The 14,501-nt window shown below is 42.8% G+C and carries 19 protein-coding genes and 1 pseudogene; all 20 read right to left on the bottom strand.

What is annotated here, in order from left to right; translation table 11 throughout:
• Positions 1–26 precede the first annotated feature (26 nt).
• The 20 genes and pseudogenes from ltrA to HJV72_RS08090 all read right to left on the bottom strand — a co-directional run bounded on the left by ltrA (position 27) and on the right by HJV72_RS08090 (position 14,470).
• Positions 27–1,307: a group II intron reverse transcriptase/maturase gene (gene ltrA / locus HJV72_RS08180; protein WP_208070160.1), complete on the bottom strand. Its 1,281-nt coding sequence runs from the start codon at positions 1,305–1,307 to the stop codon at positions 27–29.
• A gap of 515 nt (positions 1,308–1,822) precedes the next feature.
• On the bottom strand, positions 1,823–2,158 hold the full coding sequence (locus HJV72_RS08175) for a TipAS antibiotic-recognition domain-containing protein (RefSeq protein WP_029467290.1): 336 nt from the start codon (positions 2,156–2,158) through the stop codon (positions 1,823–1,825).
• Positions 2,152–2,373, bottom strand: coding sequence for a MerR family transcriptional regulator (locus HJV72_RS08170; protein ID WP_025641492.1), 222 nt, complete (start codon positions 2,371–2,373; stop codon positions 2,152–2,154). Before HJV72_RS08170 ends, HJV72_RS08175 begins: the two co-directional genes overlap by 7 nt.
• The gene (locus HJV72_RS08165; RefSeq protein WP_025641490.1) at positions 2,363–3,286 is read right to left on the bottom strand and encodes a DUF2268 domain-containing protein; all 924 of its coding nucleotides are present in this window, start codon (positions 3,284–3,286) and stop codon (positions 2,363–2,365) included. Before HJV72_RS08165 ends, HJV72_RS08170 begins: the two co-directional genes overlap by 11 nt.
• 301 nt (positions 3,287–3,587) lie before the next feature.
• A complete protein-coding gene (locus tag HJV72_RS08160) occupies positions 3,588–4,139 on the bottom strand; it encodes a DUF3795 domain-containing protein (protein ID WP_066733216.1) in 552 nt (183 codons plus the stop codon).
• Between the two features lie 85 nt (positions 4,140–4,224).
• Positions 4,225–4,641: a pyridoxamine 5'-phosphate oxidase family protein gene (locus tag HJV72_RS08155; protein ID WP_025641484.1), complete on the bottom strand. Its 417-nt coding sequence runs from the start codon at positions 4,639–4,641 to the stop codon at positions 4,225–4,227.
• A 70-nt stretch (positions 4,642–4,711) separates the two neighbouring features.
• The gene (locus tag HJV72_RS08150; RefSeq protein WP_208070159.1) at positions 4,712–5,116 is read right to left on the bottom strand and encodes a GNAT family N-acetyltransferase; all 405 of its coding nucleotides are present in this window, start codon (positions 5,114–5,116) and stop codon (positions 4,712–4,714) included.
• A gap of 36 nt (positions 5,117–5,152) precedes the next feature.
• Positions 5,153–5,710, bottom strand: coding sequence for a CD3072 family TudS-related putative desulfidase (locus HJV72_RS08145; RefSeq protein WP_208070157.1), 558 nt, complete (start codon positions 5,708–5,710; stop codon positions 5,153–5,155).
• Positions 5,711–5,768: 58 nt separating this feature from the next.
• Positions 5,769–6,241: pseudogene (locus HJV72_RS20320) on the bottom strand (GNAT family N-acetyltransferase).
• Between the two features lie 12 nt (positions 6,242–6,253).
• On the bottom strand, positions 6,254–7,006 hold the full coding sequence (locus HJV72_RS08135) for an inositol monophosphatase family protein (RefSeq protein WP_208070156.1): 753 nt from the start codon (positions 7,004–7,006) through the stop codon (positions 6,254–6,256).
• 53 nt (positions 7,007–7,059) lie between these two features.
• Entirely contained in the window at positions 7,060–7,428 is a 369-nt protein-coding gene (locus HJV72_RS08130) for a hypothetical protein (protein WP_208070155.1), read from the bottom strand.
• A 45-nt stretch (positions 7,429–7,473) separates the two neighbouring features.
• Positions 7,474–7,938 carry a VOC family protein gene (locus HJV72_RS08125; RefSeq protein ID WP_208070154.1) on the bottom strand — a complete coding sequence of 155 codons (465 nt, stop codon included), beginning with the start codon at positions 7,936–7,938 and terminating at the stop codon, positions 7,474–7,476.
• Positions 7,939–8,198: 260 nt separating this feature from the next.
• A complete protein-coding gene (locus HJV72_RS20495) occupies positions 8,199–8,456 on the bottom strand; it encodes a sigma factor-like helix-turn-helix DNA-binding protein (protein ID WP_442899296.1) in 258 nt (85 codons plus the stop codon).
• Positions 8,457–8,479: 23 nt separating this feature from the next.
• Positions 8,480–8,854 (bottom strand): hypothetical protein, encoded by a 375-nt coding sequence (locus tag HJV72_RS08120; RefSeq protein WP_208070153.1) that lies wholly within the window; start codon positions 8,852–8,854, stop codon positions 8,480–8,482.
• Complete coding sequence (locus HJV72_RS08115) at positions 8,847–9,785, bottom strand: ParM/StbA family protein (RefSeq protein WP_208070152.1); 939 nt, start codon at positions 9,783–9,785, stop codon at positions 8,847–8,849. Before HJV72_RS08115 ends, HJV72_RS08120 begins: the two co-directional genes overlap by 8 nt.
• A 128-nt stretch (positions 9,786–9,913) precedes the next feature.
• Positions 9,914–10,987: a phosphoadenosine phosphosulfate reductase domain-containing protein gene (locus tag HJV72_RS08110; RefSeq protein WP_208070151.1), complete on the bottom strand. Its 1,074-nt coding sequence runs from the start codon at positions 10,985–10,987 to the stop codon at positions 9,914–9,916.
• Between the two features lie 37 nt (positions 10,988–11,024).
• Complete coding sequence (locus HJV72_RS08105) at positions 11,025–11,432, bottom strand: hypothetical protein (RefSeq protein ID WP_208070150.1); 408 nt, start codon at positions 11,430–11,432, stop codon at positions 11,025–11,027.
• The gene (gene srtB / locus HJV72_RS08100; RefSeq protein ID WP_208070148.1) at positions 11,429–12,208 is read right to left on the bottom strand and encodes a class B sortase; all 780 of its coding nucleotides are present in this window, start codon (positions 12,206–12,208) and stop codon (positions 11,429–11,431) included. Before srtB ends, HJV72_RS08105 begins: the two co-directional genes overlap by 4 nt.
• Before the next feature lie 42 nt (positions 12,209–12,250).
• On the bottom strand, positions 12,251–13,528 hold the full coding sequence (locus HJV72_RS08095) for a DNA primase (protein ID WP_243765577.1): 1,278 nt from the start codon (positions 13,526–13,528) through the stop codon (positions 12,251–12,253).
• Between the two features lie 54 nt (positions 13,529–13,582).
• Positions 13,583–14,470, bottom strand: coding sequence for a hypothetical protein (locus HJV72_RS08090; RefSeq protein ID WP_208070146.1), 888 nt, complete (start codon positions 14,468–14,470; stop codon positions 13,583–13,585).
• Positions 14,471–14,501: the final 31 nt, after the last annotated feature.

Genomic DNA, 14,501 nt, shown 5'->3' with positions numbered 1-14,501 from the left:
CGTGCAGTTTTCCCGCATACGGCTCTTCAAACCAACATCGGTTTCCAGTTCCAAATATCTGTGGTCAGATGTGGTTCTTTTACATAAAAGTTCCATACTCGGAGAAACTTCTCATATCGGAACTTCCCTTTCTGGTCCCTGCGGTTTAGCATTCTATATGTTGCATATTTTACATATTTGTAAAATCCCTGTACCGCATGATAATTCCCACTGACTCCATAATAATTGTAATGTCCCGCCAACGATAGATTGATGTACCTCATTGTATCTGCAACCGGTCTCGTCAGCCTAGTCACGAGCCATGCTTTCACTGTCCGCTTCTTCATTTTCAGTTTCTTCTTACTGGTTCTTATCCCTAGGCGATATTTTCCTCCCCTTGTTTTCGTATTGAAGAATGTAAATCCCAGAAAGTCAAAGTCTTCCTTTGTTCCTTTAAAGCGTCCTATCGGCAAGATTCTTGTCTTGTCCTCTGCCACTTCCAGTCCAAATTTTCCCAGCCGTGTTCTCAATAACTCTAATACTTTTATCGCTTCTTCCTCATACTGGAACATTATCAGAAAATCGTCAGCATAGCGTACATAGTATATCTCGCCCCTTGCATATTTCTTCATCACTATTTCATACCACTGGTCTAGTACATAATGGAGATATACATTTGCCAGTATCGGCGATATCTGTCCTCCCTGTGGAGTCCCTTTATCACTTTCCACTACTGCTCCATTTTCCATGATTCCAGACTTGAGGAATCTGCTTACGTACCGCAGAAAATTTTTGTCTGCTATGTCATGTTCCAGAAACTTCATGAGCCATTTCTGGTCTAGGTTGTCGAAGAATCCCTTGATATCTGCATCAAGTATATAATTCACTTTTCTGGTCATTATAGTCTGGTTTATATATTTTACAGCATCATGCGCCCCACGGTTTGGTCTGAATCCATAGGAACAGCCCAGAAATCGTGGTTCATATACTTCGTTCAATATTTCTGCCATTACGCTCTGTACCAGTCTGTCTTCGTATGCAGGTATCCCCAATGGCCGCATTTTCCCATTGGATTTTGGGATGTAGGTGCGACGTACTGGTTGGGGAATGTATTTAAATGTTTTCATACGTCTTATCAGTTCCCGTACATTTTCATCTAAATTTCTCCCATATTCTTCCTTTGTTATTCCGTCAATTCCTACCGCTTTTCCTGTTTTCTGTTGATTATGCGCTTCCTTCAGTCTTCCTTCATTAACACGGTTGATAAGCGTTGTCAGCTTTGCATATTTCTCTGACTGATACCTTATCCCCTTTAGTTCTTGTTCCATGCTTCTGCGAGCCTCCTGTGCCCTACATGTTTCACCTCTGGTGATTGTTGATTTGCTGACCCCTTTGCTCCGTCTGCTTTCACAGATCTCATCACTACTATGGGTCAGTCCGACTTCTGCACACCCTTAGACCGTACTCCGTTTCCAAGACTTTGTTTGGTCTTACTGTTACCACAGAGATGTACAGACCTCCCAGGTACGCTTGAACTACTTTGCATACTCGCCACGCCCTTGGACCCCGGTGGAACCTTAACATTCTTGCGATAGCGAATGTTAATTGCTGTCTGCGGTAAAAGGAAATACATCGACTTCCACTCTTTATAACTTACGGGGCTGATTGGCTTCACGCTTTCGCATTGCGGCTCTTATGCTCCTTTGCCTACGCTTAAACCTGACCTCGCGGCTTTGGCTCCAAGGCTAAGTACTGGCTGTTCGCTAAACTTTTCCAGAGTGGGAATTTCACCCACTTATATTTCAAGCGCCGAACTGGCGCACTCCTATATTTGATGTTCAAATTATATCATTTTATTTTTTGCCAGGCTTTTCACGCAATGCGCTTTTTGATTAAGAAAATGCACTTTATAAAACAGAGACATAGAATAAGGGCTGCTGAACGACGGCTTTGAAAACAGAGCCGCCGCCAGCAAAATGTAATATGAGTGTAGGAAAGGAGCTGCCCAACAGCGTTTTTCTTTTTTGCCGCTGGACAGATATAATAGTTTATTAGCTATTACAGCAATAGACTTTAATTGCTTCACCAAAAATTCCGCAACATTCCATGTGGCAAATCTATTGATATACTCGACAAATCGTTCATCTGTTTGATAGAGTTCGCCCAGATACATCAGCATAATAATGCCTTGATCTCTTTTAGTGAAAACCCCACTTCACGGTAAAATAGAATTTGTTGTAACTTCTCTAAATCGTTTTCAGAATATAAACGATATTTTGTCTTATCTGCTTTGGCAGGTTCCAGCAGACTGATTTCATCATAGTAATGCAAAGCACGTATCGTAATGCCGGTCAGCTTTGCTACCTCGTGAATCATCATTTTTTTAGGATTCATCCCAAAATCCCTCCACTTCTTTCAGTATTTCATCAGCAGGTGTCATGGTAGCATCAATGATAGATTTTCCTGTTTTTTTCAGATAGTATTTTATCATATGATAGCCACAAGCATATCCGGCACAATAGGGTAAACCAACAGGAAAATAATTTTGCATTTTTGCCATTTCATCACCATATAGATATGCTGTCAGGTTATCTAAGCCCTGTACATCAAGACCTCCCCTAATGATAGGCTTGATATATCCGTTCAAAGTTTCCATATCTGTCTTGCTTACCCACGGCCCTACATTTTCCTCACCATATAGGTAAGTAGCAAAGTTTTCAGCAAGTCCCTCACTTATCATCATTTCAGCAAGAGTAATGTCATTGTGCCATTTAATAAACTGGAAACGGACATTATGATTTGTTTCATGTGCCAAAGCTACGGGAAGTCTGCTCTTAGTGTGTTCAGATGGAACAAGCCATGTAAAAATGTAGCCGGGAATACCTCCATCTCCACAGTAATTATCATTCATTATCATATAAGGGTTCTCTGGATCAGCCAGCAAAACGGTGTAGAAATATTCTTTTATCGGCAACTCAATTTCTGCATCAGTAAAACACTTTAATGACCGCTCGATAGACTTTTGACAGTTATCCCAAAATTGGTTATCGTCTAACAGTGTAATACTTTGAGCCCATGTTTCATCAATTTTTTCTGGCAGAAGAAAGCCTAACATACCACTTGCCATAATAACATCATAGCCATTCGGCTGTGCAGCCTTCATTGGCACATTGTAGCAGGCCCATTTCTTTTCAAAAGGCTTCATCATTTCATAGCGATAAATATCATTCTTTTTAGAAACTGGCGCTTCCATGATTTTTCTGTAGATACCGTCAGAACGAACGGCCTGTACTTTTAGGATACTCATATTTTGTACTTCCTTTCAATATTTTGTAACCTCATTCTACGGTATGACGGAACGTCAAAGTCAATAGTTTTTGAAATATTTGAAAAATTTCTTTTTACATCCGTTTGCCAGTTTATCCGCACCTTTCGGAATCAACCGTACCCGGCTAAGGTGAACCACACCATCGATCCGGTTCTTTACACATAGTTTCTGCACCCGGTGCTTGTATTACTCCCATTTCTTTGCAGTTTCTTACATTGTCATTGCGTTCTTTTACAAACAAAAAGCGCCACTGAAAATATGTGGCGCTTTTTCAAATACATTATCTCTTTTTCTTGTGTAACTTTAAGTCAATATTTTTCGTTGCCGCTGCATCCTGCAGTAATCCAGCAACAAAAGCGCTTTTTTCTTTGAGCGTCAGTGTTTCCATATCAGGTTTACGGTCAATTTCTTTAAGTACCGTTTGCAGTTCTTGCAGTTCCAGCAGGTTGACGGCTACGCAAAAGAGTGTCTTTTTGCGGCCATCATTATAATTCGATAATAAAACCTCCAGAATGTTGGCCTTCTCCGCCTGCTCTGCATTATAAGCGTCTATTCCAAGGCGTTTGGCCTTTTCCATATCGGATTTTCGATTTCGATGTGTTATAAAGGAATCAAAATCGTCAATATGATCATATTTTTCGCAAGGGTATTCACTGCATTGGAAACAGTATTGGGCGCCGTTGTGCTCTATGCTGCACCTTGCAATTTTACACGACTGATTTCCTTCACCGCCGCCACAGCCAGGGCAGTTTTTATTCAAAAACATGGGGCAAAGCCCGCAATTCAAACCGCAGAGGGAAAATAATTGATTTTGCCGGTTAAATCCTTTCATAGAACCTCCTTAAGCAGCCTACCTGCAAACGGTTAGGATAAGCTTTAATAATGCTTGACCTAACACAGTAGGAAATTAGAGAATTTTAAAACTCATATCTTGTACCATGCGAGAGCAACAGGCCATCTGTTAATTCCACACGCAGAATGATGGTGTTTTCATCGTTAAAATCAGTATGGCCGTTATCAATCCATTCAGCAAAGACTTTTTTCAGCTTATCAGCAATCTCACAATTCTCTTTTTTTCCGAAATAACCCAGACTGATGCCGTTCCCATGCGCTGTAAACCACTCACCTGCGACTGCAACAACAGGATTATCTTTTATATGCTTCATTTTATTTGAGAGTGCATGGGTAATGATATAAAATGCACCATTTTCGTAATAGGCATTGACGTATCGCACATAAGGCGTTGCATTTTCCGTTGTTGCTAATGATATAATTGTATCTTTCCCGAAACGCTCAATCATGACCTGTTCTGCTTCTTGACTAAATTCTTTCATTGAATTATTCTCCTCTTAAAATACACTTTTTAACTCTGATCAAATTCCAGATAAACCGGAAGCTATATTGTTATCGAAAATGTTTCAGTACCATTGCTGAGTAATTATCATATTGCTGAAACCCATATCGTTCATAAAACGCAATCATCTTAGGATCGGACGGCATAATTTTGACATAAAGGAGGTTTTCAAAGCAACTCATAATCATCTTCATCAATTCATCGCCAATATGATGCCCCTGATATGCAGGGTCTACCAGAAGATAATGTAGAAATGCAACTGTTTCGCCATCATCAAGTGCCCGTACCAGTCCAATCAGTTTGTTATCATCCCATGCTGAAATTACATGCGAAGAATTTTGCATCGCCCGAACGAGTTTATCGGGGTAATTTCCGGACTCCCATCCCACGGACAAAAACAGTCTTTGCAGTTCTTTCTCTGTAAAAATATGGATGTCTTTATACTCAATTTTCATACCACAATCTCTCAATATTTCTTATTTATTTTTCTTCTACTCCTTGACAAAGTTTGACTTAATGAAAGACTTTACTTGCTCAAGAACATTATCAGTGCCTTTGATACCCAGCATAGGAATATTCAATTTTTCCGCATTTATTCTATTGCTAAGTTCGCTCATAAAAATGCCTTTACCGCTTATCTCTTTGTTAAAATCTGATGTGGTTTCCACACCGCAGTTCGGCGAGCGATTTGCACCAATAATCCCGATTATCTCAAAGCCGTAGGCATTGTATTCTGTTATTTGTTTCATCACATAATCAACTTGAACCAGTAGCATTTTATAAGATTCTGCTTTTTGCATTTCTTTACGAATACGGGTATTTTCAATAACGACAGGAACATCTGCCCCATTGTTGTTTCCTCTATTAAGCCCTAAACAGCAAAGTTCAGGACATGGCATTTGGACAATACCAATATCAGCATCAAGAAGAATTTTTATTACATCCTTAAAAGCTGCTGGAAAAACGGCTGTTCCATCAGATATTGAATTTTGATTTAATATACAATGCGCTATAAAAATAACTTTTTTGCTTCGACCGTCCTCAAACATAAATTTTCCTCTTTTTAAGCCCGAATTTGTTTTTGGTTAACTAAAACAAGAAGTGGCGTCACTCAGCAAGCTGTGTTAATGTATCGCCTGCAATGCGATAGACTGTCCAATCAGACATGGCCTCTGCTCCAACCGACAGATAAAAGTCAATGCTGGGTTTGTTCCAGTCAAGACACCACCGTTCAAGCCGTCCGCAGCCACGTTCCACAGCGATAGATGCCAATTTTTTCAGAATAGCTTTTCCGTAGCCCTTCCCGCGGCATTCCGGCTTGACATACAGATCCTCCAAATAAATACCGGCTCGTCCTAAGAACGTAGAAAAGTTGTGGAAAAAAGTGCAAATCCAACCTCTTTTCCATCTTCAAGAGCAAAAATCACTTCTGCTTTTTGTTTATCGAAAATCCATGTTTCAAGCGTGGCCTCATCAGCCACAACTACGTTCAGCATTTTTTCGTAATCTGCAAGTTCTTTGATAAACTGCAGAATCAACAAAGTATCTTTCCGTTCTGCATTTCTAAAAGTTAAATTCATTTGTGTTATCCTTTATATCAACTTTAGCAGTTCTGTATGTATATATCCGTTTGTAGCTGCTACGCTGCTGCCTTTTCTCGGATCAAGTGGTTTCCCCGTAAAATCAGTTACTTGACCGCCAGCCTCCTGAATTAAAAGCATACCGGCAGCATAATCCCAAGGATTTAGGTATATCTCGAAATAACCTCCCTGTCTGCCACAGGCGGTATATGCCAACTCCAAAGCAGCAGAGCCAATCCTGCGGACATCCTGGCACTGACCGAACACCCTGCGGAACCGGGCAAAGTTTTCATCGGCCAGCTCTCTTTTTGCTGTTCCCAGCCCAATCATCGTATCGGATAGTTTTTCTGCGTTTGATACATGTATGGGCTGTCCATTTAGGAAGCAGCCCTTGCCTTTAACCGCTGAAAACACTTCTTCATGGAAGGGATCATACACGATTCCCATTACAATTTCCCTCTGACAGCAAAGGGCTAAAGATACAACACTGTGCTGATAATCGTGCATAAGGTTTGTAGTTCCGTCAACCGGGTCTAAAATCCAAAAGCTATCCGCTTTCATTTCCTGCAGGCCGGTTTCTTCTCCAAGAAACTGAATATCCGGTGCAAAGACAAACAGCTCCTTCTTTAGGAAATTTTGCACGGCAATATCTACCTGCGTTACATAGTCAGCAAGCCCCTTCTCTTCCACATGGGCAGCCATTTCACGGTTCTTAATCAACCCCTGCGTCTTTGTTACTAAGCTGATAATTTTCTGAATATCCATATTCGTTTCCTCCATCGGTGCAACCACCTTCGATTCTTTTCTTAACGATTTGTTTATTCACCTACCGTGATTTTTATACTTCCTTTTGCCTTTTCTCCTGTTACAGTTACTGTATATGTTCCACTTTCTTTTACTTCAACATCCAATTCTTCCGAAAAGAAAATGCTTTCACTTTCAGCGATAGGTTCATCATCATTTTTCTGAATTTTATATGACAAATGACCGTCCTCAATTACAATTTCCACATGAATGGTGTCTCCAGCTTCAACAACTAAATCTTGAGAATCAGTAGTATTAAACGCTGTATATTCCATAATTAGTTGATTGTCATTCCCTATTCTGCTTCCATTGAAATCTGGTGAACAAGCAGGCAGTGATATGATAAGTAACATGACACTAAAAATAGTCATGTTACTTATCATTATTCTTCATCTCCACTTCTGATTTGTTTATTCGTCCATCATGTATTAGCTATTTAGAAGTTTTGTCAAATCCTCAACGGAAGCATCCATTTTCACAGAAACTTCTTCCATGGTCATGCCGGAAGCAAGAAAGCGCTTTATCACCATTTTCATATCCTCGCCAACCTCAATGATATGGCTATCCAAATCGTAAAACCGGATCACCCGCTGGCCCCAGCTATGTTCGATCACTTCTCCCAGATATTCGATGTCCGGGTACTGTTTCAGCCTGTCCAGAAAACCGTCAAAATCCTGTTCCTCAAAGACGATTTCCGCATTGTTAGATTTCTTTAATATCTTTTCTTTCGGCAGATTCACAAGCCAGTCAAAATCCTGCTGCAATGCTAGGCCGCAGGTAAAGGCGATGTTTTTTCCGTAATCCTGAAATACCTCTAATCCAAACAGATCCTCATAAAATTTTCTCGCAGCGTTAATGTCCGCCACGGATATAAGCATACATACGTGTTTCATGCATATACTCCTTTCAAACTGTGGTTTCCCTTTTTCATAAAAGTTGATGGATTATTTATTCAAATCCAACCGAATTGTTACTGATCTTCACGGTTGGATATTTATTATACCACAGGCCAGCCTGTACCTCCACTTTTTTTCATCTCCGGTTTTATCCAAGTTTAGCCCTATCGGTATTTCCCGCAGTTCCTCCCGATATTGGTGTGAAAAACGAATCGTCTTAACTGTACCGCCTTTTTCCCGACCGTCATACACTACAATTACACGGTCTGAATGTTCCACCATGTAGCGGTTGCGTTTGGCATAGACGTTGGACTTGGATTGAGTAGGTTTATTAAGTCATAGGTTAATTCATAGCTCTGAGCTTCCTTACTCATAGAATTTCGGATTGCCTTGAAAGTGCGCCTTCTCAGGGTGTAGACAGTGCGGTTCCTCACCTCCATTCTGGCTGCAATTTCTCCGTCTGTCCAAGCATACCAGAAGTTGAACAGCAAAACCTTCCTCTGCTTCTCTGACAGGCAGAGAGACCTCCTTCTTTTTGTCAGGACTGTCCACGAAATGCCGACAGATTCATGGAAATGTTGCGCAAAACTGCATCGCTTTTCTTTTCAATATCTGCCTTACTGGATACATCCACAACGGTTTCTGCTGTTTGTGGTTCTTCTCTTTTGGACGGATACTTTTCATAGTCTCCGGTTTGTTCCGTCAGAACCTGCCGGATCAGGCGCCTCAGCATATCCATATCTGTAAGTCCGACTCCACATTCCAGCTTCCCTTCATACATTAAGATAGCTCTGACAAGATAATCCGCTTTTTCTCCCCGGCCCAACTGATTTAAAATTTCAGCCGCCTGCAGATGCTGCGGATTCCTCTCGTTGAATCCGATGGTAAAGATATACGGGTTTCTCTTATTCATTCTCCTCACGCTCCTGAACCTGATACAATAAATCATATCCCTTGGCATTGGCACAAATATCCTCGACAAACCGGTGTTTCCCCAGCTTCCCGGAAGCGATAAGAAAGTCCTTTAGCAGCATGGCCCCGCCTCCAAGAAATATCATATAGGTGCTTTTGGTATCAATCCCCCGTTCTCTAAGAGAGGATAGCAGGTCAGTTACAAAGTCCTCTACATACCGCTTGATCCAATATACAATCTGGCTGTCATAATACTGCGTCTTGCCTTCAATGATGCTGTCTATGTCTACCTCCTCCAGCACCATATCGTATTCCGCCCTGGCCTTCGACATGATTCCGTTGTAAAGGTTGATAATTCCATTTTCCAGAGAATCACAGACACTCATATCCAGCGTTCCTTTCCGTACCATAAGATAATCTGTGGTAAACCCGCCTATATCCACCCCGACAACTTTCGGAATCTCGCTGATTTCTTCCGCATAGAGCATGAGAGCAGCATAATTCTGCGGAAATGCCTTTACATCGGAGATAATAATGTCATATGGATGTCCCTGATAGCAGAAGTGTATCATGCCATCCCTGCCTTTAAAGTATTCCTCGTAGCGTTCATAAAGCTCTGCATAATGCTTCGGCGGAAGGCCGATGGAAAGCTGTACCTGAACAATATCGCCTTCCTCAATCTGAGGATTCTGCGAAAGCTCCTCTGCAATGGAGATCAGCGTCAGGATGAAGTACCTGAAATCCTTTGTCTTATCCCGCTGGTAGGGCATCCGCTGGCTGGTCAGGGTGTAATATTTCCCCTGATATTCCAGATAGGGGATTCCCCTGCCCGGCTTTAAATCATTGACCTCCACGCCTGTGGTAAATACATGGTTTACGGTTTTCATATTACGGTTTCCGTGATCAATCGCTATCCGTACTCGTTTAATCATAAAAAACGCCTCCTTTATTCTTTCTACTTACTCAATACGTGAGATGTACATAAGGCGCAAAACTTTTTTAAAAAGGCACCAGCAGAAAAAGCTGATGCCCCTCGGATTTTTCTGAATCCTATATCCTTTTAAGCTACATATAAATTATTGTATTCGTCCTGCCATAAATATAACTGCCCGGCAGATTCCCATGTTTCATACGGAACGTCCATGTACTTTAATATCTCCTGAAGCCCCAGACCACCTTCTTCCAACGCCTTCATGCACAACTGGTGATGTTTTGGATGTGTAGTCTGCATACGTTGAAACCGATTAGGCTCTGTTTCTTCCGTGAGGCCAAAGCAGCAATACATACAGCCGGTCCTTTGTTCTCCTGTCAGATAATAGATTCCCTGTGCTGTCTGTTTGATTTCCCCATAAATGCTGCAGATTTCAAACGGGTAGGCAGAACCGTCCCGCACTATGATTTTTTCTCCCAGATGTTCATAGGCAAACCGGAATACGTCCTGCTTGGTCCATGGGCCTAACGGCTGGCTTTTGATGGTAGTGCCGGAGTAGACATTACAGCCTGTTTTTGAATACTGGTGTGCTCTCCGAAAGGATTCATCCTGTGTAATTCCCATATATGGATAGCACCCTGTCTGCTTCACATATTTCAGAAATGGCTTTTTCTTCATAATGTCACAACAGCGTTCTGATATTTCAAAAGGCGCATTCAGATAGTGATGCCATTTTTTTGGCAGCATACCGAATTTTCCCCGTTCATCTCCGTTTAAAAGATAGTTCCTGTAACGGGGAGACAGATTTCCATGCCGTAGTTTGCGGATTTTACAGGCATTCTCTTTGCTGATAACCGGATAGCCTTCTTCTAAAATTACCTGTCTAAAATTTTTCGTTGGACGTATTTCCTCAAAAGCTCCGTAGTTCGCTGCGTTCCGGGCAAACTTTACAATCTCTGGATATTCCAGTCCGGTATTACAAAATACTGCCGGTATCCTTTTTCCAAGTGTCATTCGGATCAGTGCCAGCAACACCGTGGAATCCAGTCCGCCGCTAAAGCTTAGATACACCATTCCATCCCAATATTCGTGCCATTCCTGTATCCGCCGGACTGCCAGCTTTAATTTTTCCTCATATGGAAGGTATTTGCGCTGTGCGTATGCCCACTCCTGATACTTTAAATCTTTATTTTGTATGTACATTGCATTACCCCATCTCTGTAAAGATCATCTGATTCTGTTACCATATTTGTTGCGCCTGTGCAGGAAGGTACTTCTGAAATAATTCCCGGTATCTTTGGTAGCCAATGTCTTTAAGCGGTGCCTGTAAAGATGTCAATGACCATAACATCAATTCTTCCTCCTCCACATAGAAGCGGTTATCTGATGGCGTGATCCGGTTCCCGTTATACACAGGCTTGCTTACCTCCAGTAATTCCTTCATATCCGATTTGGTGGATACCTCTTTTAACATTTCTACCTTTTTATCAAAAAAAGCTTCCACCAGTTCTGGTAAGAAGCCTTTCTTTAAATAACCATCTGCCCTTTGGTAAAACTGCTGTAATGCCTGCAGCCGGAGTTTAAGTACCGCATCCCGGCACCCTGTATCCTCTGCAATATATTTTCTTGCGCTTTCATAATCCATCATTTTGATTCCCTCCTCATCCCATGTATGATAAACCGCTGTTGTCTGCTGATGTTGGTGCAGGTAGAAAGTGTCACAATCCGGCTGCTGTCATCCGGTATCCCTTTTGCATCATACAGGCTTGAGCGGCTGGTTTCTTGAAGGAATTCTAAAAAGGTTTCCTCTGCTGGAAACTGATAGCTGTAAGCCGCACTTTCTACCCAGCCTGTGTAACAGGCATAGATCTCATAAACGATGGCATGCTCCGGGGTATAGATATAAAAAAACGGATATTCCCGGCAGACCGATTCCTGTGCATACGCATCCAGCGCTGCAAACATCGTGCCATCCTTCATGTTATGTCCATAAAGGATGGTATTTCTGTCGCTAAAATCAGGCTGGTTATGATAATCCATGAAGATGCTTCCATGAATCCCTTCCGTACCGTCGCTTAAATGGGAGAGGTAATAGCTGTTATCACCCCCCTGAAGCACCGGGTAGCTGATTTTGGCGCCGGGAATGTCAATCCATGCTATCACTTCCGGATTCAGGGCTTTTAAACCTTTAAAATCAATCTGGAGGAATTGGTATCCCTGACTAGCGCCATCGTTTTTTTTAGCATCCACCTCCGGCGTTTCTTTAGGTTCCTTCTTTACAAAATCATCCGCTATTTCCTGATAGGTGTCCTCACCTTTTCGGTATTGATTATGGCTGTCCATCAGACGCAAGGCAGAAAAAGATAGCCCAGCCACAGCCACAACTATTACAATCGTGAGGCACCAGTTTTTAAATCGTTCCATGTTCATCCTCCATTTCTAGAGAGGGAAGGCAAACGCCAACCCTCACACCTTTTTTCTTATTTCATAATGGTAATCGTCAATTCCCTTGTAGTTACCGTTCCATTCTCCATTTTCGTTCAAATCCCATACCCGGCGCACACAGGAGAGTTCCAGCCTCTCACAGATTTCATAGACACGCATACAGGCTTTTTGGATAATCCCACGCTTTTGTTCCTTATGGGGACAGTTCATTTCCACCATGCTTTCTCTGATCTCTGGTGATAGCTTCTGGTAAGCAAGGTATGCCTTACAGTCCGTTCTCCGTTCACATGGCGGACACTTTAACGGGTCTGTCACAACCTGCATCATCTTGTCCATATCAAAGGCCTCGTGGACGGTTTTCAGTTTTTTTTCTTTTAACTTAATCAGTGCTGCCTCCAGATTCTTATAATGGTTGACTCCCGGAACACACAGGAAGGAATATCCTGTCATATAATGGGCAATTGTTCCTTTCAGGCCGCCTTCGGTAAGCCAGATTACTTCCGCATCCGGATTTCCAATCCAATGTATGGGGCTTCCGGAGCCGGTTCCGTTCTTTTTATTCGAGCTGGAAAACCAGATGTATTTCTGGCTGCCCTTGGGGTGGTCCAGCCGAATCTGCATCCCGCAAATGAAACCGTCTATGGATTCCATAGGAATCAGGAAGCCGGAACCCTTTGGTGAAAAATTCATGGTCCAGCGCCCCTTTGCGTCCTCGTAAAATCCCGGCACGCCTTTTAACGTGCAGCCCTGCTCCTGTAACCGGTCTATCAGATTGTGAAACCCAAAGACCGGCGTGCTTTTATAGCGGCGCTCTTTAATCTGCAGGTCCGTTAGTCCACGCCTTTTCAAATCTTCATAATGTTTATCCGACAACGACAGCATTGACAGCAACATAGAGTATGTCCGGTTGATTTCTTTGTCTGAAGCCCGGTCTGGCGTTTCTACCAAAGCTTTCTGTTCTGCACACGCTGTTGTTACTGTCTTTTCAGAAACAGGCGCTTCATTGGTCAGATGGAGTTCCTTACAGATCTCGTCATATGCCTCTTTCCGGGAAATATGATAATAATCCCCATATAAATCCAGCATACCGCCATTTGCTCCACAATAATTACAGTAAAAAGCGTTCTTGACCAGATTGATATTCATTTTCCCTTTATGCCCGCAAAAGATACAGTTGCAATACCAGTCGCTTTGTTTGGTAAATGGCGCTGGCTTGCCGTTTCGGTCTGTGGGATGGATTCCCATGATTTTTGTTACATCCGAAATGCGGAACGGAAAGTCACTGATACTGTGTCTCATTCATGTTCTCCTAACGAGGCTCCCCTTAAAGGAGCCTCATGGATATTATTTGGACTATGCGGCTGCCTTTGCCAGCAAAAACTGAGCCGCCGCACGTAATAAGTTATTCGGTCCGTTGTATGTATTCCTATACCACTCCAAAGCAGAAGGGTCCTCCATGGCCAGTTGTCCCATGGTCTTATTGGCATGGATGCCATGGCCGCCAATGACTACATTTTTGGCCTGTTCATAGGTAAGCTGAGAGAGCAGCATTTCCACCGGCTGCTTCCAATCCAACACTCCAGTCCCCTGTGTATTAGATGGCGCGGGCTGTTGGCTGGCTGCCTGTGGTTGCATATATCCCGACATACCCTGCTGTATCGGCGCATATCCGGCCTGTCTTTGTGCATCCGCAAAAGGCTGCTGTCCAAATGCCGGGGGCATCTGTTGACCGGTCCTGTACTGCCCGCCAGAGGGGTTTGCCTGCGGCAATCCTTTGGCGCCGCCTTCGGTAACGGGGATTCCCGCATCTACCTGATGGGGATCATTCGTTTCAGACACATCGGCATCCGCAAACTGGATTCCGTATCCGGCGTCTCCTAAGGCCCTTCCAACTGCAGCCGTTTCCGCCAGTTCCAAGAACTTGTCTCCAAACTGCGGGTCTGGGCTTCTGAATTTCTGAGCTAGAGCGCTTGCGATGAAGCTTTCCTCCGGATCGTTCCGGTCCAAGTACACTTTTGCCTCGACAATCGCCATTTCATCTTTGATGGCAAGTATTTTCTTCACAATCTTGCCTCCGGGGTTGCAGAGCCGAAACCATAATTTCCGATACTTTACATCAAGGTAAAGCTGGTCCTCCTGACCTTCTTTTTGTATGGTCCGGGCAAATTCCAAGGGTTCAAACCCTTCCACCCGGTTCATGGCAGCAACCGCTTTTGAGCGTTTATATAATAATTCACTCATATTGTTTCCCCTTTCTTATCTGGTCGCAAAT

This window comes from Extibacter sp. GGCC_0201 (genome assembly GCF_017566055.1).
Taxonomy (GTDB): domain Bacteria; phylum Bacillota; class Clostridia; order Lachnospirales; family Lachnospiraceae; genus Extibacter.
Note: the sequence above shows the minus strand (reverse complement) of the source record. Positions and strands in the feature narration are given on the sequence as shown.